Below are 17,151 nucleotides of genomic sequence, written 5' to 3' on the forward strand. Positions count from 1 at the left end.
AAGGAAATTCCGCTGTGAGCTCCGTGCACTCTGCATCTGATAGTAAAGCCTTTATCCCCCTCGCCCTCGCTATCCTTACCGTGTCCGATACCCGGACCCCGGAAACCGACAAATCCGGCGACAAAATTGCGGAGCTGGCTCAGGCTGCAGGGCACCATATAGCGGCGCGTTGCATCCTGCCCGACACGATTGAAACACTGCGCCAGCAGATGCAAAGCTGGATAACCGACCCGGCCATCGATGTCATTGTCGCGACCGGCGGCACCGGGGTCACCGGTCGCGACGTAACCCCTGAGGCCATCGCGCCCCTCATCAGCAAGCCGATCCCCGGCTTTGGGGAATTATTCCGCATGTTGTCCTACGAAGAAATCGGTACCAGCACCATGCAGTCCCGGGCCGAAGCGGCCATTTGTGCGGGCACCATCGTCTTTTTACTGCCGGGTTCTACGGGAGGTGTCCGTCTGGGGATGGAGGCCATCATCATTCCCCAGCTGGATAACCGCCATCGGCCCTGCAATTTGAGCGAGTTATTGCCGCGCATTCGTCATGAACACTGATGGCTGTCATGCCTGAAGACGAAGCGCAACGCCAGCAGCGCTGGAGTGCCTGTTATGCGGAAAGTGCGCGGGATGCAGCCCCGCCGCCTTTGCCCTTGCTCAGGGCGCAGGCGGCCTTGTTGCCAAAGACCGGGTCGGCTCTGGATATGGCCTGCGGGCTGGGCGGGAATGCCCTTTTTCTGGCGAAACAGGGTCTGGAAACCTGGGCCTGGGATTATGCCGAAGCGGCCATCCTGGGGCTTCAGCAGCAGGCTGTGATTCAGCCCAGGCTGCACCCGGAATATCGAGATGTACTGACCCAGCCACCGCCAGCGGCCTCTTTTGACGTGATCGTCGTCGCACATTTTCTGCATCGCCCGCTTTTTCCCATCTTGGCACGAGCATTGAAGCCCGAGGGATTATTGTTTTACGAGACCTGGGCTGGCGCTTATGCCGGGCGCGGTCCTCAAAACCCGGACTTTCGACTGCTGCCGGGAGAGTTGGAAAAGGCTTTTGCAGATTTGCAGCTCCTGGCTTATCAGGAAGCTGAGGATCGTGCCGGTGGCGTTTGGAAGGCCTAAAAAAGCGGGGGATATTGCAAAACCTGTCGCTTGGCGTGGATAATTAACGGATGCAAAACGAATTTGATGTCATTGTGGTCGGTGGTGGGCATGCCGGCACCGAGGCTGCCGCTGCCGCAGCTCGCTTGGGGGTGCGCACTCTACTTCTCACCCAGAATTTGGATACCATTGGCCAGATGTCCTGCAATCCGGCCATTGGCGGTATCGGTAAAGGGCATCTGGTCAAGGAAATCGACGCTCTGGGGGGTGTCATGGCGCTGGCCATCGATCAGGCGGGTATCCAGTTTCGCACCCTGAATGCCAGCAAGGGCCCGGCAGTGCGCGCCACCCGGGCCCAGGCCGACCGCAGTCTCTACAAGCGTGCGGTGCGGCGTCTGCTCGAAAACATCCCCAACCTGCATCTGTTTCAGGGCATGGCCGGAGATTTGCTGATGGAACAGGACCGCCTTGTCGGGGTGCGGACGGAAACCGGTCTGGAATTGCGTGCCGGGCAAGTGATTCTGACTACCGGCACCTTTCTGGGCGGGCGGGTACACATGGGCGACCAGAATTATGCGGCAGGCCGAGCCGGTGACCCCCCTTCCAATGCCCTGTCCCAGCGTCTGCGGGAAATGGCCTTTCCCGTAGCCCGTCTGAAAACCGGCACCCCGCCGCGTATTGATGGACGCAGTATCGACTATTCAGTGCTCGAAGCGCAGCCCGGTGATGACCCCATCCCGGCCTTTTCCTTTATGACCCGGCAGGTGAATATCCCTCAGCTTGCCTGCCACATCACCCACACCAATGCCCGTACCCATGAAATCATTGCTGCCAATTTGCACCAGTCAGCCATGTATGGCGGGCATATCCAGTCCGTGGGGCCGCGCTACTGCCCGTCCATTGAAGACAAGGTGGTGCGTTTTGCCGAAAAGACCTCCCACCAGATTTTCCTGGAGCCGGAAGGGCTGGATACCCACGAGGTCTATCCCAACGGCATTTCCACAAGCCTGCCCTTCCCGGTGCAGGTGGATCTGGTGCGCAGCATGCGCGGGTTGGAAAATGCGGTTCTGCTGCGCCCCGGTTATGCCATCGAATATGATTTTCTCGACCCGCGTGATTTGTACCCCAGCCTTGAAAGCCAACGTCTACCGGGACTGTTTTGTGCCGGCCAGATCAATGGCACAACTGGCTACGAAGAGGCGGCGGCCCAGGGTCTGCTGGCCGGTCTGAATGCGGCGCGGCGGGCCCGTTCTCAATCCGCCTGGGTGCCGGGACGCCATGAAGCTTACCTGGGTGTGATGGTAGATGATCTGGTTACCCGGGGGCTGGATGAGCCCTATCGCATGTTTACCAGTCGGGCCGAGTATCGCCTGCAGTTGCGTGAAGACAATGCGGATTTGCGTCTGACCCCCCAAGGTCGGAAACTGGGATTGGTGGACGAGGCCCGCTGGACGGCCTTCAGCCGCAAGCAGGAAGACCTGGAAAGTGAACGCGAGCGTTTCCGCAGTCTGCGTATTCGTCCCGAAGACCCATTGGCAGTGCGCATTGCCGCGCATCTGGGCCAGCCCCTGACTCGGGATGTGACCGCTCTGGAACTGCTGCGCCGACCCGACTGGGATTATGCCAGCCTGACAGCAGTTCTGGCCTTGTCGGGTTGTGCGGATTCGCGAGTGAGTGAGCAGTTGGAGATTGAATGCAAATATTCGGGCTATATCGCTCGACAGCAGGATGAAATTGAGCGTGCGGCCCGCTGGGAGGGAATGTGCATTCCCGAGGATATGGATTACAGCGCCGTGCGTGGTTTGTCCACCGAAGTGATGCAGCGCCTGAGTCGGCAACGCCCCCAGACCATCGGCCTCGCCAGCCGCATACCGGGGGTGACCCCCGCCGCCATATCCCTGTTGCTGATTCACGTGAAACGTCGCAGCCTCTTGCAGGCGGGCTGATGCCGCCGGTTTCTGCGGCTCTGCTCGCGCAAATCCTCGCTGCGGGGCTAGCAGGTATGTCGCTGGAAGGGATTACGCCCGAGCAGCGTGTGTTGCTGCTGAATTATTTGCTCCTCCTGCAGCGCTGGAATGCGACCCACAATCTGACGGCGGTGCGCGATCCCCGGGACATGATTCCTCGCCATATTCTCGACAGTCTGGCTGTTTTACCTTTTCTGGAACCGGGTTTGGTGGTGGACATTGGTAGTGGTGCCGGTTTGCCGGGCATTCCACTGGCTATCTGCCGACCGGCACAGGATTTTACGCTGGTGGAGCCAGCGGCCAAGAGGGTGGCCTTTTTGCGCAGCGTCGTCGCCGAGCTTGGTCTGACCAATGTGCAGATTGCGCCGCTGACCAGTGAGCATTATCAGCCAGAGATTTTGCCCGACCGGATTATCAGCCGCGCTACCGCCCCTCTGGCGCGCCTGGACCAGATGACCAGCCATCTTCAGGGGCCGCATAACCAGGTATTGGCCTTGAAAGGCCCTGGGGTTGAAGAGGAGCTGGCCGACTGGCCGCGCGCCGCTTCCCTGGACATTCGCTGTCATGATCTGCACATTCCCGATCAGCCCTCCCGTAAGCTTTTGATTTGGAGAAGTCCGGTGCAAATGCCCTAGCCCCCCGCGAGTGGACAGGGTATTCTTGGGAAATTGCAGGCTGCACCGGAAATCATCCCCAAAAAATGCGTACAGTTGCCGTTGCCAATCAAAAAGGTGGCGTGGGAAAAACCACGACTGCCGTCAATCTGGCCGCCGGACTTGCCCAGAATGGCAAGCGGGTGTTGCTGGTGGACCTCGATCCCCAGGCGAATGCCAGTACCGGCCTTGGCCAGGTGGGTAATGCGGCGGCCAGTATTTATCATGTTCTACTCGGGGAGCTGCCCCTTGCTGCGGTCCTGCAGACAGTGTCTCCTGCCGGACTGTTCCTGGCCCCTTCCAGCCCGGATCTCGCAGGTGCTGAAGTGGAAATCTATCCGCGCCCGGATCGGGAGCAGCACCTGAAGAGGGCTTTGACTGAAGCCGCAGATTTTGATTACGTGCTGATTGATTGCCCGCCCGCTCTGAATATGTTGACTATCAATGCGCTGGTCGCGGCGGATAGCGTGCTGATTCCCATGCAATGTGAATATTATGCCCTGGAGGGCCTCACCCAGTTGCTGAATACGGTCCGGCGTGTACGTGCCCAGCTCAATCCGCGCCTGCAGGTGGACGGCCTGTTGCGGACCATGTTCGATAATCGCAATCGTCTGTCTTCGGAGGTCGGGCAAGAGCTGGAGCGGCATTTTCCCGACAAGCTCTACCAGATGGTCATTCCCCGTAATATTCGCCTGGCCGAGGCCCCCAGTTTTGGTCGGGTTGCTCTGGAATATGATCCTTCCTGTGCTGGCGCCATCGCGTATCAGGGACTGGCCAAAGAATTTCTGCAGCGGGAGAAAAATCCATGAAACGGGTAGGCTTGGGCCGGGGTCTGGATGCACTGTTTGCCAATGAAAGTGCTGCTACCGGGACGATGCGCGAAATTCCCGTGGACTTACTGCAAAGAGGGCGTTATCAGCCGCGTGGCGTAATTTCCGAATCTACCTTGCAAGAGTTGACCGACTCCATTCGTCATCAGGGGGTCGTTCAACCGATTGTGGTGCGCACTGTGGGTGGTGGTCGCTATGAAATTATCGCTGGCGAGCGGCGCTGGCGGGCGGCACAAATCGCGGGGCTGACCCAGATTCCGGCGGTGGTCCGCGATTGTGGTGACGAACAGGCACTGGCCATCGGCATCATCGAGAACATTCAGCGCCAGGACCTGAACCCCCTCGAAGAAGCCCAGGCATTACAGCGGCTGCTCGATGAGTTTGGCCTCAGCCATGAAGCCCTGGCAGCCACCCTCGGCCGCTCCCGGGCGGCTATCAGTAACCAGTTACGTCTGCTGCGCCTTTCCGCTGCGCTGCACCCCTATGTGGAAAATGGCGCCTTGAGTGCCGGTCATGCCCGCGCTTTGCTGACCCTGAACGAGCCGCAACAGCAGGTTCTGGCGGAGCAGGTAGTGCGGCAGAGTCTCAGTGTCCGGGCCACCGAAAAACTGGTCCAGAAAGTGCAGAATCCCCCCCCGCAGCACGCGCAAACTGATCCTAACAGTGCGGCATTGGCGGCGCTCATCCAATCCAGCCTGGGCCTCAGCATTGATCTGCGTCCCCATGGTCAGGGCGGGGAGCTGCGGATCCGTTGGGAAAATCACGAACAGGAAGCCATGCTCCTGCAACGCCTGGGCGTGAACTTGAATGACAATGAAATCTGATGGAAGGCGGCGGGAATGCTCTTGACGCTGAGCATCTGCGTGTTTAGACTCCGCCTGTATTTGAGTTTTGCCCATTGAAAGAGCAAGAAAAACAAGTGGGCATGGTGAACTTCTCGTCTTATGTCGGGCGAGTCACTGCGACGGTGTTGACGTTGGCCCTGTTTCTGGCAGCCGTGACGGCATGGCGCTGGGGACGACAAGAAGCTTACGCACTGCTGTTTGCGGCATTTTTGAGCGTTATCAACATGCTCATCCTGGGTGGTCGCCTGATCGCGCTCCCCGCTTCTACGCATCTTGCCGCTCGGCGGCTGGGTGGAGCGGTGTTGCAGCGCTGGATCATCACCATACTGGGTCTCATATTGGCAATTTTCTGGCTGCACCTGCCCGTTATCGGGTTGGTTGCCGGATTTTTGCTGGCCCATTTCGTATTTTTGGCATTTCTGATGCGGGAACGTATCAGGCAAAGGAGTTAAGCGTGGCATCAGGCGATATCGCCCATCACCTTGTCAACTGGACCGTGGGTTCCGGTTTCTGGACGTTTGATCTGGACACCATTGTCATGGGTTGGATCATGGCTGCCATTCTGGTCATTACCGGGATGGTGGTTGGCGCAAAACTGCAGACGAGCACCCCCAGTGGCATGCAAAACTGGTTGGAAGGCGTCGTCGATTTCATTGACGATCTGGTCCAGGGAAGCTTCCCGGTCAAAGATCCGCTGATCGCACCCATGGCCATTACGGTTTTTTTGTGGATCCTGCTGATGAACAGCATGGACGTGATCCCAGCTTATCTGCCGGGCATTATTGCCCACTGGTTTGGCATCCCTGAATTTCGGGTGACACCTACGGTCAATCTGAATACCACGCTGGGTGTTTCCATCACCGTATTTCTGGTGATGATTGCCACCAATCTGCGGGTGAAGGGCTTCAGCTACTTCAAAACCTACCTGACCCACCCCTTCGGTATCTGGCTGTTCCCGATGAATATCATCATGTCGGTGATTGAAGAAATTACCAAGCCCCTGAGCCTGGGTTTGCGACTGTTTGGGAACATGTTCGCCGGAGAGCTGGTATTTCTCCTCCTGGCGCTGTTGCCCTGGTGGGGCGAGCTGGTGATGGGTACGGTCTGGTCCCTGTTTGAAAGTTTGATCATCATCCTGCAGGCGTTTATTTTCACTGTGCTGACGGTGGTTTATCTCGGCATGGCGAATATGCAGGATCATTAAAAGTTTACATTATTTCACTTTTGCGACACTTGTAAGGAGTTATCATGGACGCACATACCATTATCGTAGCTGCCACAGCCATTGCTGTCGGTATCATTTTTGGCGCCGCTGGACTGGGTTCCGCCATTGGCTGGGGTCTGATCACTTCCAAGACCATCGAAGGTATCACCCGTCAGCCCGAAATGCGCCCGCAGCTGCTGGTGAACACCTTTATTTTTGCTGGCTTGATGGAATCCTTCCCTTTCATCATTCTGGCCTTCGGTTTCTGGTTCCTCTTCGCCAACCCGTTCCTGGGCTGATGCGGGTCCGGTTGATCCGGCCCACTTGCAAGTGAGGTAGTCATGAATCCAGTAGGTATCAATGGAACACTGATCATACAGCTGATCACCTTCGTCATTCTCGTGGCGTTGTTGTACAAGTATATGTATGGTCCCCTGCGCAAGGTCATGGACGCGCGTCGTGCGAAAATTGCCGACGGACTTGCTGCTGCCGAGCGTGGTAAAGAAGAAATGGTCCTGGCCCAAAAGCGCGCAGCAGAAATGTTGCGGGAAGCCAAGGACAAGGCGGCAGAAATCATCGCCAATGCCGAGCGCCGTGGTGTGGAACTGCGTGAAGAAGCCCAGAGCAAGGCCCGTGAAGAAGCGGACCGGATTATTGCCGGAGCCCGGGCGGAAATCGATGTGGAAACCAATCGGGCGCGTGAGGTTCTGCGTGGCCAGGTGGTTGAGCTGGTGGTTGATGGCACCCAGCGCATATTGCATCGGGAAATTGACCAGAATGCCCATCGCGACATTATCGACCGTATGGTCGGTCAATTGTGAGGATCTGAAATGGCAGATCTGATCACGGTGGCGCGGCCTTACGCGGAAGCACTTTACGGTCTGGCCAAGCAATCCGGCCAACAGCAGGCCTGGGCAGAATCGCTGCAAGTACTGACGGCCATGGTTGCGGATAAGCAGGCCCAGGCCTTCCTGAATGACCCTGAACGGCCGGAGGCTGACAAGGTTGCCTTGCTGGCCGCTGCTCCGGTGACGGTTGAGCAGAGCGCGTGGCAGTCTTTTCTTGGGCTTCTGACACACAACGATCGCTGGGCTGCAGCAGCAGAAATTGCCCAGCTTTTTGACGAAGCCGTGCGCCATGACGAAGGGATTGTGGACGTACTGGTCACCAGTGCGGTGGCGATGGATGCGCAGCAGAAAGGCGCTGTCCAGGCTGCTCTTGAGCAGCGTTTCAGCGGTCGCCAAGTCGCTTTTCGTGAGTCGGTAGATGCTTCCCTGATTGGCGGTCTCGTAATTCATACGGGTGATCTCACCATAGATGCTTCCGTGCGTGGACAAGTGCAGCAGCTTGCCCGAACCCTTCGCAGCTAAAGTCTTGAGGAACATAGTATGCAACAACTGAATCCATCGGAAATCAGTGACCTGATCCGCGCACGCATCGCTGGCTTTGAAGGCCGCGTTGAAACGCGCTCACAGGGCACCATCATCAGCCTGAGCGACGGCATCCTACGCATTCACGGTCTGGAAGACGTCATGTACGGCGAGATGCTCGAACTCCCCGGCGGCCGCTATGCGCTGGCCATGAATCTGGAACAGGACAATGTCGGCGCCGTAGTGCTGGGAGAGTTCTCCGGCCTCGAAGAGGGCGGTATCGTCAAATGCACCGGTAAGGTCATGCAGATTCCCATCGGTAAGGAATTGCTTGGCCGGGTCGTCAATGCCCTGGGTCAACCCATTGACGGCAAAGGCCCGGTCGATGCCAAGGAATTTGACGTCCTCGAAAAAATCGCGCCTGGCGTCGTCGATCGTCAGAGTGTGGACGAACCCATGCAGACCGGCGTCAAGTCCATTGATGCCATGGTGCCGGTGGGTCGTGGTCAGCGCGAGCTGATCATCGGTGACCGCCAGACCGGCAAGACGGCGGTCGCGGTGGATGCCATCATCAACCAGAAAGGCAAGGGTGTTTACTGTATCTATGTCGCGGTCGGCCAGAAGGCCTCCACCGTAGCGGGTGTAGTCCGCAAGCTGGAAGAGTATGGCGCCATGGAATACACCACGGTTATCGCTGCCAACGCTTCTGAGTCAGCGGCCATGCAGTACCTGGCACCCTATTCCGGTTGCACCATGGGCGAATTCTTCCGGGATCGCGGTATGGACGCCCTGATTGTGTATGACGATCTGACCAAGCAGGCCTGGGCCTACCGGCAGATTTCCCTGTTGCTGCGCCGTCCTCCAGGCCGCGAAGCCTATCCGGGCGACGTGTTCTACCTGCACTCCCGTTTGCTGGAGCGCGCCGCGCGGGTCAACGCTGATTTCGTCGAAAAATTCACTAACGGCGCAGTGAAAGGCAAGACCGGTTCCTTGACCGCTCTGCCGATCATTGAAACCCAGGCGGGTGACGTTTCCGCCTTCGTGCCCACCAACGTGATTTCCATCACCGACGGCCAGATTTATCTGGAAACCGATTTGTTCAACTCGGGTATTCGGCCTGCCATCAACGCCGGTCTCTCGGTATCCCGTGTGGGTGGTGCCGCCCAGACCAAAATCATCAAGAAGCTGGGTGGTGGTATTCGTCTGGATCTGGCGCAGTATCGTGAACTGGCGGCTTTCGCCCAGTTTGCTTCGGATCTGGATGAAATCACCCGTAAGCAGATTGAACGCGGCAAGCGGGTCACCGAATTGCTGAAGCAGGACCAGTTTGCGCCCATGTCGGTAGCCGAACAGGCGGTATCCCTGTTTGCAGCCAGCAGCGGTGCCCTGGATGATGTGGAAGTGGCCAAGGTGCGGCCTTTCGAGAAAGCTCTGCTGGCTTACCTGCACAGCAACAACAAGGACTTGATGGCCGGGCTCGAAGAGAAAAAAGAGCTCACCGACGACTTCAAAAAGCAGCTCGACGCAGCAGTCAAGCAGTTCAAGTCCAGTTCGACGTACTAGGAGAGCAGCATGGCCAATGCCAAGGAAATTCGCGGTCAGATCAAGAGCGTAAAAAACACGCGCAAGATCACCCGCGCCATGGAAATGGTGGCTGCAAGCAAGATGCGGCGCGCGCAGGAACGGATGCGTGCCGCCCGGCCTTATGCGGAGAAAATCCGTGAGGTCCTGGGTCATCTGGCGCTGGCGCACCCGGAGTACGAACATCCATTGATGCAGGTCCGACCCGTCAAAAAGGCCGGGTTTCTGGTGATCACCACGGACCGTGGCCTCTGCGGTGCGTTGAACGTCAACGTGCTGCGTCAGGTCGTGCATAAAATGCATGATCTGCATGATCAGGGAGTCAGTTCGGATCTCGCGGTCATGGGTAACAAGGGGCTGGGATTTTTGCGGCGGCATGGCGCGCATCTGGTGGCCGAGCTGAACGGGCTGGGTGACAAACCCAATCTGGCCGACATGATCGGACCGATCCGGGCCATGGCGGATGCTTATGCCAAGGGCGAAGTGGATGTGGTTTATCTGGTTTCGTCCCGTTTTGTGAATACCATGCTGCAACGCGCCACTCTGGAGCAGTTGTTGCCTGTGGAAAAACCCGAAGTGCCCGCCGAAAAACCGGCGGAGATGTGGGATTATATTTACGAACCGGAGGCGCGTCCGGTACTCGACAAGCTGATGCATCGTTATGTGGAATCGGTCGTGTATCAGGCGGTGATCGAACATCTGGCCTGCGAACAGAGCGCGCGTATGGTGGCCATGAAAAATGCCTCGGATAACGCTAAGCGGATGGTGGGCGATCTGCAGTTGGCCTACAACAAGGCGCGTCAGGCAGCCATTACTCAGGAAATCGCCGAAATCAGCGCAGGTGCAGCGGCGGTTTAAGGATCATGTACAGCATTTTTGGAATTTTTGAGGGTTAAATCATGAGCGAAGCGGTAGCTAAAGAACATGCCGTCGGCCACATTGTCCAGGTGATCGGGCCAGTGATCGATGTCGCCTTTCCTCGCGGAGAGGTCCCGGAGATCATGGAAGCCGTGGTCATCACGGAAAAAAATCTCACCATCGAAATACAGGCACAGTTGGGTGACGGCGTGGCCCGGGGCATTGCCATGGGGCCCAGCGAAGGCTTGAAGCGCGGTCTGGCCGTTGCCCGCACCGGTGCGCCCATCAGCGTTCCAGTGGGCAACGGTACCTTGGGCCGCATCATGGACGTCCTCGGGGATCCCGTGGATGGCAAGGGTCCGGTGCAGACTGAAGAGCGCAAGGCCATCCACCGTCCTGCTCCCAATTTCGACGAACTGGCCGCCAGCACCGAAGTGCTGGAAACCGGCATCAAGGTCATTGATCTGGTCTGTCCTTTCGCCAAGGGTGGCAAGGTCGGCCTCTTCGGCGGCGCCGGCGTGGGCAAGACCGTGTTGATGATGGAACTGATTCGTAATATTGCCATTGAGCACACCGGTTATTCCGTGTTTGCCGGTGTCGGTGAAAGAACCCGTGAGGGCAATGACTTCTACCACGAAATGACCGACTCTGGAGTGATCGACAAAGTAGCATTGTGCTACGGCCAGATGAATGAGCCCCCCGGCAACCGTCTGCGCGTCGGGTTGACCGGCCTGACCATGGCGGAGCATTTCCGCGATGAAGGCCGCGATATTCTGATGTTTATTGATAACATCTTCCGTTACACCCTGGCCGGAACTGAAGTGTCCGCACTGCTCGGGCGTATGCCTTCCGCAGTGGGTTATCAGCCGACTCTGGCCGAAGAAATGGGTAAGCTCCAGGAACGGATTACCTCTACCAAAGTGGGTTCCATCACCTCTGTGCAGGCGGTTTATGTACCTGCCGATGACCTCACCGATCCTTCCCCGGCCACGACCTTCGCCCACTTGGATGCCACGGTGGTGTTGTCCCGGCAGATTGCTGAACTGGGTATTTACCCCGCTCTGGATCCTCTGGATTCCTTCAGTCGTCAGCTGGATCCTGCCATTGTCGGTCAGGAGCACTATGATGTGGCCCGTGCCTGTCAGAAGACCCTGCAGCGCTACAAGGAATTGCAGGACATCATCGCCATTCTGGGCATGGATGAACTTTCGGAAGATGACAAGCTGCTAGTTTCCCGGGCGCGTAAAATTCAGCGCTTTTTGTCCCAGCCTTTCTTCGTCGCCGAAGTATTTACGGGTAGTCCCGGTACTTATGCATCACTGAAAGACACCATTCGCGGGTTCAAGGCCATTGTCGCCGGTGAATATGATCATCTGCCGGAACAGGCTTTTTACATGGTGGGTACTATTGACGAAGCGATTGCCAAGGCGCAAAAGCTGCAGCAGGGATAAGGGATGACCATGACCATTGATGTGCGGGTCGTCAGTGCAGAAGGCAGCATCTACGAAGGGGTAGCGACCATGGTGGTTGCTCCCGGTGAGATGGGTGAGCTGGGAATTTTGCCCCGCCACGCGCCTTTGTTGACCGGATTACGTCCCGGCGAGCTGCGGATTATTCACGGTGAAAATACCGAGTATCTGTTCGTCAACGGCGGGATGCTGGAAATCCAGCCAGATGTGGTGACGGTTCTGGCCGATTCGGCAGAAAGGGCCACGGATATAGACGAAGCCAAGGCGCTGGCCGCCAAGCAGGCTGCCGAAGCCCGCTTGGCTGGCAATCTGGATCAGATGGATTATGCGGCAGCCCAGGGTGAACTGCTGGCGCAAATCGCCCGCCTGAAAGCGGTGCAGCGCTTGCGCGAACAAGGCCTGCTGCGTTAATTGCCAGCTATGGAGGCGTCCTGTCTCTGGACAGGTTTCACGGACCCCGGTCGCTTTTGGTGACTGGGGTTTGTGCATTTTGAGGATAGAGCCATGGAGTCGATAACCACCGATATTGTGATTCTTGCCGCCGGACAGGGTACCCGTATGCGCTCTGCGCAACCCAAGGTGTTGCATCCCCTGGGTGGCAAACCCCTGCTGGAGCATGTTCTGGAAACGGCGCAGAACTTGCAGCCACGCCAGTTGCATGTGGTCATCGGCAATGGCGCGGAGCTGGTGAAAAAACAGGGTTCTGATTGGTCCGTGCAGTGGTGGCATCAGCACAAGCAACAAGGGACGGGAGATGCGCTCAGGGCAGCATTGCCGGGCCTGAATGGCGCAGACCGGGTGTTGGTCCTCTACGGAGATGTCCCGTTGCTGACTTCAGACACCTTGCAGGCCTTTCTGGCAGAAACGCCCAAAGACGCAGTAGGGCTTAGTACCGCGATGCTCGAACAACCCCAGGGTTACGGACGTATTGTCCGTAATGCGCAGGGCCAGGTGCTGGCCATCCGTGAGCAGAAAGACTGCAATGCGCAAGAACAGACTATTGCTGAGGTCAATCTGGGCATGATGGTATTGCCGGTGGCCCCCTTGCACGACTGGTTGGCAGACTTGTCTGCCAATAATGCCCAAGGTGAGTTTTACCTGACCGATGTGGTGGCCACTGCCCATGACCGTCAGCACTCCGTCTGGCCTTTTACCTTCCAGGATGCCAGTGAGGCACTGGGCGTCAATGATCCGATCCAGCTGGCGGCACTGGAAAGAATTTATCAGCGCCGTCAGGTCATGCAGTTGCAGCGGCAGGGGCTGCGTCTGGCAGATCCGGAGCGATTGGATATTCGTGGCTCCCTGCACTGTGGCCAGGATTGCTGGCTGGATCCCAATGTTCTTTGTATCGGCAAGGTACGCCTGGGGGATCGGGTGCGTATCGGTATGGGCGTTGTTCTTCAGGATGTGGACATTGCCGATGATGTGGAAGTCCTGCCCTACAGCGTGCTCGAAGGCGCGCATATTGGTGCGGGGGCACGTATTGGGCCGTTCGCGAGGATTCGTCCCGGCAGTGATATTGGCGTCGCAGCGCATATCGGCAATTATGTCGAGGTCAAAGCATCGCGCATTGGTGCTGGTTCCAAGGCCAATCACCTGACCTACATTGGTGATTCGGAAATCGGCACCGGGGTGAATGTGGGTGCGGGAACCATCACCTGTAATTATGATGGGGTCAACAAACACAAGACCCTGATCGGCAATGATGTATTTGTGGGCTCGGCGACGCAGCTGGTCGCTCCGGTAAAGGTGGGGGATGGCGCCACCATTGGTGCGGGCAGTACCATCACCAAGGATGTGGCGGCCGGTGGTTTGACGCTAAGCCGCAGCCCCCAGCGTTCCGTTCCCGATTGGCAGCGCCCCAAGCGGCAACCTAAATAAAATCGAGACTTGTGGCTGTTCCTGTTTCAGGGGGGAAAAATTATGTGCGGTATTGTCGGTGGTGTCAGTCAGACTGATCTGGTTCCCATGATTCTGGAGGGATTGCGGCGCCTGGAATATCGCGGCTACGATTCGGCAGGCTTGGCCATGCTGCAGGCGCTGCCGGGACAGCTCCCTACTTTGGAACGGGTGCGCAGCGTTGGCCGGGTGGCGGAATTGACGGCAGCCGCAGAAGCGCGGGCCATTCAGGGTTTGCTGGGTATCGGTCACACTCGCTGGGCGACCCATGGCGGGGTGGCGGAATGTAATGCCCATCCCATGATTTCCCAGGAACACATTGCCGTGGTGCATAACGGTATTATCGAAAACTTCCATGCCTTGCGTCAGCGTCTGGAGCAGGCGGGTTATGTGTTCACCTCCGAAACCGATACGGAAGTCATCGCCCATCTGGTCCATTTCTACCGGCAGAGTGCCCCCGATTTGTTGACGGCCGTGCGTCAGACAGTGGCGGAATTGCAGGGTGCCTATGCGATTGCGGTTTTGTCCCGCACTGACCCGGAGCAGCTTTGTGTGGCGCGGATGGGTTGTCCCTTGTTGCTGGGCATTGCCGACGATGGGCATTATTTCGCCTCGGATGTGGCGGCCCTGCTGCCAGTGACCCGGCGTGTGCTGTATCTGGAAGATGGCGATGTGGCCTTGTTGGAGCGGGATAGCCTCGTCATCACCGATCAGGCCGGACTACCGCAACACCGTGCTGAACATTGGAGTGAGCTCAGCGCGGCTGCAGTCGATCTGGGTCCATATCGGCATTTCATGCAGAAGGAAATCCACGAGCAGCCCCGTGCTCTGGCAGATACTCTGGAAGGAGCACTGAATAGCCAACTGAATCTGACGGATTTGTGGGGTACGCAGGCCCCAGAAATTTTCAAGGATGTGGACAGCGTGCTTTTTCTGGCATCAGGCACCAGCCATTATGCGACCCTGGTAGGCCGGCAATGGCTGGAAAGTATTGCAGGAATCCCGGCGCAGACAGAGTTGGGCCATGAGTATCGTTACCGGGATTCCATTCCCAACCCGCGCCAGCTCATTGTGACCCTGTCCCAGTCGGGGGAAACGCTGGATACTTTTGAGGCCCTGAAGCGCGCCAAGGAACTGGGTCATGAGTACACCCTGTCCATTTGCAACGTGGCCGAAAGTGCCATCCCCCGAGCCTCGGCCCTGCGTTTTCTGACCCGGGCCGGACCCGAAATCGGGGTGGCTTCTACCAAGGCCTTCACCACCCAACTGGCCGCCTTGTATTTATTGGCTATTTCACTCGCCAAGGCGCAGGGACGACTGGATGCCGACGCCCAGGCCGGACACCTGGACGCGCTCCGTCAACTTCCGGGTAGCGTCCAGCATGCCCTGAATCTGGAGCCGCAAATCCAGGGCTGGGCGGCGCGTTTCGCGGGCAAGGAGCATGCCCTTTTTCTGGGGCGTGGCCTGCATTATCCCATCGCTCTGGAAGGCGCCCTCAAGCTCAAGGAAATCTCTTACATTCACGCTGAAGCCTACCCCGCCGGAGAGCTCAAGCATGGCCCACTGGCTCTGGTGGACAGCAACATGCCGGTGGTGGTCATTGCGCCCAACGACCGCCTGCTGGAAAAAGTTGCCGCGAACATGCAGGAAGTGCACGCCCGAGGCGGGGAGTTATACGTGTTCACCGACGCCGACAGCCATTTCAGCGCCAGCGAAGGCATCCATGTGCTGCGCCTGCCCCGCCATACCGGTCTGCTCTCCCCGGTGGTGCATGTTATTCCGGTACAACTGCTGGCCTACCACGCTGCCCTGGTCAAAGGCACGGATGTGGATCGTCCTCGGAATTTAGCCAAAGCGGTGACGGTTGAATAAGGATAAGCAAGGATTATCGTGAGTTGTTAACGGACAAAAAAGTATCATCCGCGACAAAATAGTTTCATCCTGAGTTTTCGGCTCTGAAGTAAGTTGATCTGGCACTGGTCTGCGGCCCCGTTTCAGTGGCAAAGCTTGTGCCGTTACATCTGAGCGTGGTGGAGCATCCCTAGATGATGATGTCTCTATCCACTGGATGAAGTCCTCACGGGTTGGTAATCCTGCCTGTTTCCTCTCCAGGGCATCGTCGACCTCGATGCCCCTTCCGGTCGGACTTTGATACACTATCTGGCATGGAAAAGACCGCTTTTGGTCGAGTCTGCTGACAGCGTCATGGCCGATCTGCGCAAGATCATCCATGTAGACTTGGATGCATTCTTTGCTGCCGTGGAGCAGCGCGACTATCCCGAACTTCGAGGCAAACCCGTCATCGTCGGTGGCGATCCTGCGGGGCGGGGGGTCGTGGCGACCTGCAGTTATGAAGCCCGCCACTATGGTATCCACTCGGCCATGACCGCAGCCCGTGCCCGCTCGCTCTGCCCCCAGGCCATTTTTCTGCGGCCCCGCATGGAGGCTTACCGGGACAGTTCCCGTCAGATCATGACCATCCTGCACCGGTATACCTCCCTTATAGAACCCCTGTCGCTGGACGAAGCGTTTCTGGATGTCACGGCGGCCACCGCCAATGGCATTCTGGCCGTCCAGATTGCCCGGGAGATCAGGGCCTCGGTACGCCAGGAAACGGGCCTGACCATTTCGGCGGGTGTGTCTTACAACAAATTGCTGGCCAAGCTGGCGTCCGATTGGCGCAAGCCGGACGGGCTCTTTGTGATTCCCCCCGAAAAGGGTCTGGCCTTTCTGTCTCCGCTTTCCGTGGGCAAACTCCATGGGGTTGGGCCGGCCACCGTGAAAAAACTCTCCGCCATGGGGATCCATACGGTGTTGGACCTACGCAATACCCCACGGGAAACCTTGATTGCCCAATTCGGCAAGGCCGGTGCCTGGTTTGCCGAGATTGCCCGGGGCAGGGACCATCGCCCGGTGCAACCGAGTCGAGCCAGGAAATCGGTGGGCGTCGAACGGACATTTCCTCAGAATCTGGAAGACCGACACCGCATGTTGAGCATTTTGCAGGAAATGGCGGGACAGGTTTCGGCCCATCTGCAGGCGCAGGGGTTGGCCGGGCGGACGGTAGGCATCAAGGTCCGTTTTGCTGATTTTACAACGGTCACCCGCGCATATAGCTACTCACAGTCAATCTGGCGCCCGGAGACCATCCATGCCTGCTTACCCGGGTTGCTGGACAAAGCTCTGTCCTCTGGATCCCCTCCTTCCATCCGTTTGCTGGGAGTGACCGTGAGCAGCTTGAATAAGGGGGAGGAATCACTCAGCAATGCGGGGCAGATGAACTTGCTGGCCTCTGAGGCTTAGGCAGATTCTTGGCGCATGCTTATCCGAAATCTGACCGGTCGAAAAGTCACGTGGACTGCATCTTGTGTCGCGTTTT

The 17,151-nt window shown here is 57.8% G+C and carries 18 protein-coding genes; all 18 read left to right on the forward strand.

Features of this window, described 5'->3' with window-relative positions; translation table 11 throughout:
• Window positions 1-14: 14 nt before the first annotated feature.
• Window positions 15-557 carry a molybdenum cofactor biosynthesis protein B gene (gene moaB / locus B1757_RS14515; protein ID WP_101539001.1) on the forward strand — a complete coding sequence of 181 codons (543 nt, stop codon included), beginning with the start codon at window positions 15-17 and terminating at the stop codon, window positions 555-557.
• On the forward strand, window positions 557-1,117 hold the full coding sequence (locus B1757_RS14520) for a class I SAM-dependent methyltransferase (protein WP_253253887.1): 561 nt from the start codon (window positions 557-559) through the stop codon (window positions 1,115-1,117). The genes moaB and B1757_RS14520 overlap by 1 nt, the downstream gene beginning before the upstream one ends.
• A gap of 50 nt (window positions 1,118-1,167) precedes the next feature.
• Complete coding sequence (gene mnmG / locus B1757_RS14525; RefSeq protein ID WP_101539002.1) at window positions 1,168-3,042, forward strand: tRNA uridine-5-carboxymethylaminomethyl(34) synthesis enzyme MnmG; 1,875 nt, start codon at window positions 1,168-1,170, stop codon at window positions 3,040-3,042.
• Entirely contained in the window at window positions 3,042-3,698 is a 657-nt protein-coding gene (gene rsmG / locus B1757_RS14530) for a 16S rRNA (guanine(527)-N(7))-methyltransferase RsmG (RefSeq protein ID WP_101539003.1), read from the forward strand. The genes mnmG and rsmG overlap by 1 nt, the downstream gene beginning before the upstream one ends.
• Before the next feature lie 65 nt (window positions 3,699-3,763).
• Entirely contained in the window at window positions 3,764-4,525 is a 762-nt protein-coding gene (locus tag B1757_RS14535) for a ParA family protein (protein WP_101539004.1), read from the forward strand.
• On the forward strand, window positions 4,522-5,370 hold the full coding sequence (locus B1757_RS14540) for a ParB/RepB/Spo0J family partition protein (protein WP_101539005.1): 849 nt from the start codon (window positions 4,522-4,524) through the stop codon (window positions 5,368-5,370). Before B1757_RS14535 ends, B1757_RS14540 begins: the two co-directional genes overlap by 4 nt.
• Before the next feature lie 74 nt (window positions 5,371-5,444).
• Window positions 5,445-5,843 carry a hypothetical protein gene (locus B1757_RS14545; protein ID WP_253253888.1) on the forward strand — a complete coding sequence of 133 codons (399 nt, stop codon included), beginning with the start codon at window positions 5,445-5,447 and terminating at the stop codon, window positions 5,841-5,843.
• A gap of 2 nt (window positions 5,844-5,845) precedes the next feature.
• On the forward strand, window positions 5,846-6,595 hold the full coding sequence (atpB, locus tag B1757_RS14550; protein ID WP_101539006.1) for a F0F1 ATP synthase subunit A: 750 nt from the start codon (window positions 5,846-5,848) through the stop codon (window positions 6,593-6,595).
• A 44-nt stretch (window positions 6,596-6,639) separates the two neighbouring features.
• Entirely contained in the window at window positions 6,640-6,894 is a 255-nt protein-coding gene (gene atpE / locus B1757_RS14555) for a F0F1 ATP synthase subunit C (RefSeq protein WP_009561114.1), read from the forward strand.
• Window positions 6,895-6,936: 42 nt separating this feature from the next.
• Complete coding sequence (atpF, locus tag B1757_RS14560; RefSeq protein WP_101539007.1) at window positions 6,937-7,416, forward strand: F0F1 ATP synthase subunit B; 480 nt, start codon at window positions 6,937-6,939, stop codon at window positions 7,414-7,416.
• 9 nt (window positions 7,417-7,425) lie between these two features.
• Window positions 7,426-7,965: a F0F1 ATP synthase subunit delta gene (locus B1757_RS14565; protein WP_101539008.1), complete on the forward strand. Its 540-nt coding sequence runs from the start codon at window positions 7,426-7,428 to the stop codon at window positions 7,963-7,965.
• A gap of 18 nt (window positions 7,966-7,983) precedes the next feature.
• On the forward strand, window positions 7,984-9,528 hold the full coding sequence (atpA, locus tag B1757_RS14570; RefSeq protein ID WP_101539009.1) for a F0F1 ATP synthase subunit alpha: 1,545 nt from the start codon (window positions 7,984-7,986) through the stop codon (window positions 9,526-9,528).
• A gap of 9 nt (window positions 9,529-9,537) precedes the next feature.
• Window positions 9,538-10,404 (forward strand): F0F1 ATP synthase subunit gamma, encoded by an 867-nt coding sequence (gene atpG, locus B1757_RS14575; protein ID WP_101539010.1) that lies wholly within the window; start codon window positions 9,538-9,540, stop codon window positions 10,402-10,404.
• Window positions 10,405-10,445: 41 nt separating this feature from the next.
• Window positions 10,446-11,855, forward strand: a complete 1,410-nt coding sequence (atpD, locus tag B1757_RS14580) for a F0F1 ATP synthase subunit beta (RefSeq protein ID WP_101539011.1) — start codon at window positions 10,446-10,448, stop codon at window positions 11,853-11,855.
• A gap of 3 nt (window positions 11,856-11,858) precedes the next feature.
• Window positions 11,859-12,284 (forward strand): F0F1 ATP synthase subunit epsilon, encoded by a 426-nt coding sequence (locus tag B1757_RS14585; RefSeq protein ID WP_101539012.1) that lies wholly within the window; start codon window positions 11,859-11,861, stop codon window positions 12,282-12,284.
• A 102-nt stretch (window positions 12,285-12,386) separates the two neighbouring features.
• Window positions 12,387-13,754: a bifunctional UDP-N-acetylglucosamine diphosphorylase/glucosamine-1-phosphate N-acetyltransferase GlmU gene (glmU, locus tag B1757_RS14590; protein ID WP_172437743.1), complete on the forward strand. Its 1,368-nt coding sequence runs from the start codon at window positions 12,387-12,389 to the stop codon at window positions 13,752-13,754.
• Between the two features lie 42 nt (window positions 13,755-13,796).
• Window positions 13,797-15,644 (forward strand): glutamine--fructose-6-phosphate transaminase (isomerizing), encoded by a 1,848-nt coding sequence (gene glmS, locus B1757_RS14595; RefSeq protein WP_101539014.1) that lies wholly within the window; start codon window positions 13,797-13,799, stop codon window positions 15,642-15,644.
• Between the two features lie 309 nt (window positions 15,645-15,953).
• Complete coding sequence (gene dinB / locus B1757_RS14600) at window positions 15,954-17,075, forward strand: DNA polymerase IV (RefSeq protein ID WP_438263631.1); 1,122 nt, start codon at window positions 15,954-15,956, stop codon at window positions 17,073-17,075.
• The last annotated feature ends 76 nt before the right edge of the window (window positions 17,076-17,151 follow it).

It is taken from the genome of Acidithiobacillus marinus, from assembly GCF_002847505.1.
GTDB lineage: Bacteria > Pseudomonadota > Gammaproteobacteria > Acidithiobacillales > Acidithiobacillaceae > Acidithiobacillus > Acidithiobacillus marinus.

Excerpts from the sequence above, each read along its gene's own strand:
- atpG (WP_101539010.1), top strand. The coding sequence starts at position 9,538 with ATGGCCAATGCCAAGGAAATTCGCGGTCAGATCAAGAGCGTAAAAAAC.
- B1757_RS14565 (WP_101539008.1), top strand. The coding sequence starts at position 7,426 with ATGGCAGATCTGATCACGGTGGCGCGGCCTTACGCGGAAGCACTTTAC.
- glmS (WP_101539014.1), top strand. The coding sequence starts at position 13,797 with ATGTGCGGTATTGTCGGTGGTGTCAGTCAGACTGATCTGGTTCCCATG.
- atpE (WP_009561114.1), top strand. The coding sequence starts at position 6,640 with ATGGACGCACATACCATTATCGTAGCTGCCACAGCCATTGCTGTCGGT.
- atpA (WP_101539009.1), top strand. The coding sequence starts at position 7,984 with ATGCAACAACTGAATCCATCGGAAATCAGTGACCTGATCCGCGCACGC.
- B1757_RS14520 (WP_253253887.1), top strand. The coding sequence starts at position 557 with ATGGCTGTCATGCCTGAAGACGAAGCGCAACGCCAGCAGCGCTGGAGT.
- rsmG (WP_101539003.1), top strand. The coding sequence starts at position 3,042 with ATGCCGCCGGTTTCTGCGGCTCTGCTCGCGCAAATCCTCGCTGCGGGG.
- B1757_RS14535 (WP_101539004.1), top strand. The coding sequence starts at position 3,764 with ATGCGTACAGTTGCCGTTGCCAATCAAAAAGGTGGCGTGGGAAAAACC.
- B1757_RS14540 (WP_101539005.1), top strand. The coding sequence starts at position 4,522 with ATGAAACGGGTAGGCTTGGGCCGGGGTCTGGATGCACTGTTTGCCAAT.
- atpD (WP_101539011.1), top strand. The coding sequence starts at position 10,446 with ATGAGCGAAGCGGTAGCTAAAGAACATGCCGTCGGCCACATTGTCCAG.
- B1757_RS14585 (WP_101539012.1), top strand. The coding sequence starts at position 11,859 with ATGACCATGACCATTGATGTGCGGGTCGTCAGTGCAGAAGGCAGCATC.
- atpF (WP_101539007.1), top strand. The coding sequence starts at position 6,937 with ATGAATCCAGTAGGTATCAATGGAACACTGATCATACAGCTGATCACC.
- mnmG (WP_101539002.1), top strand. The coding sequence starts at position 1,168 with ATGCAAAACGAATTTGATGTCATTGTGGTCGGTGGTGGGCATGCCGGC.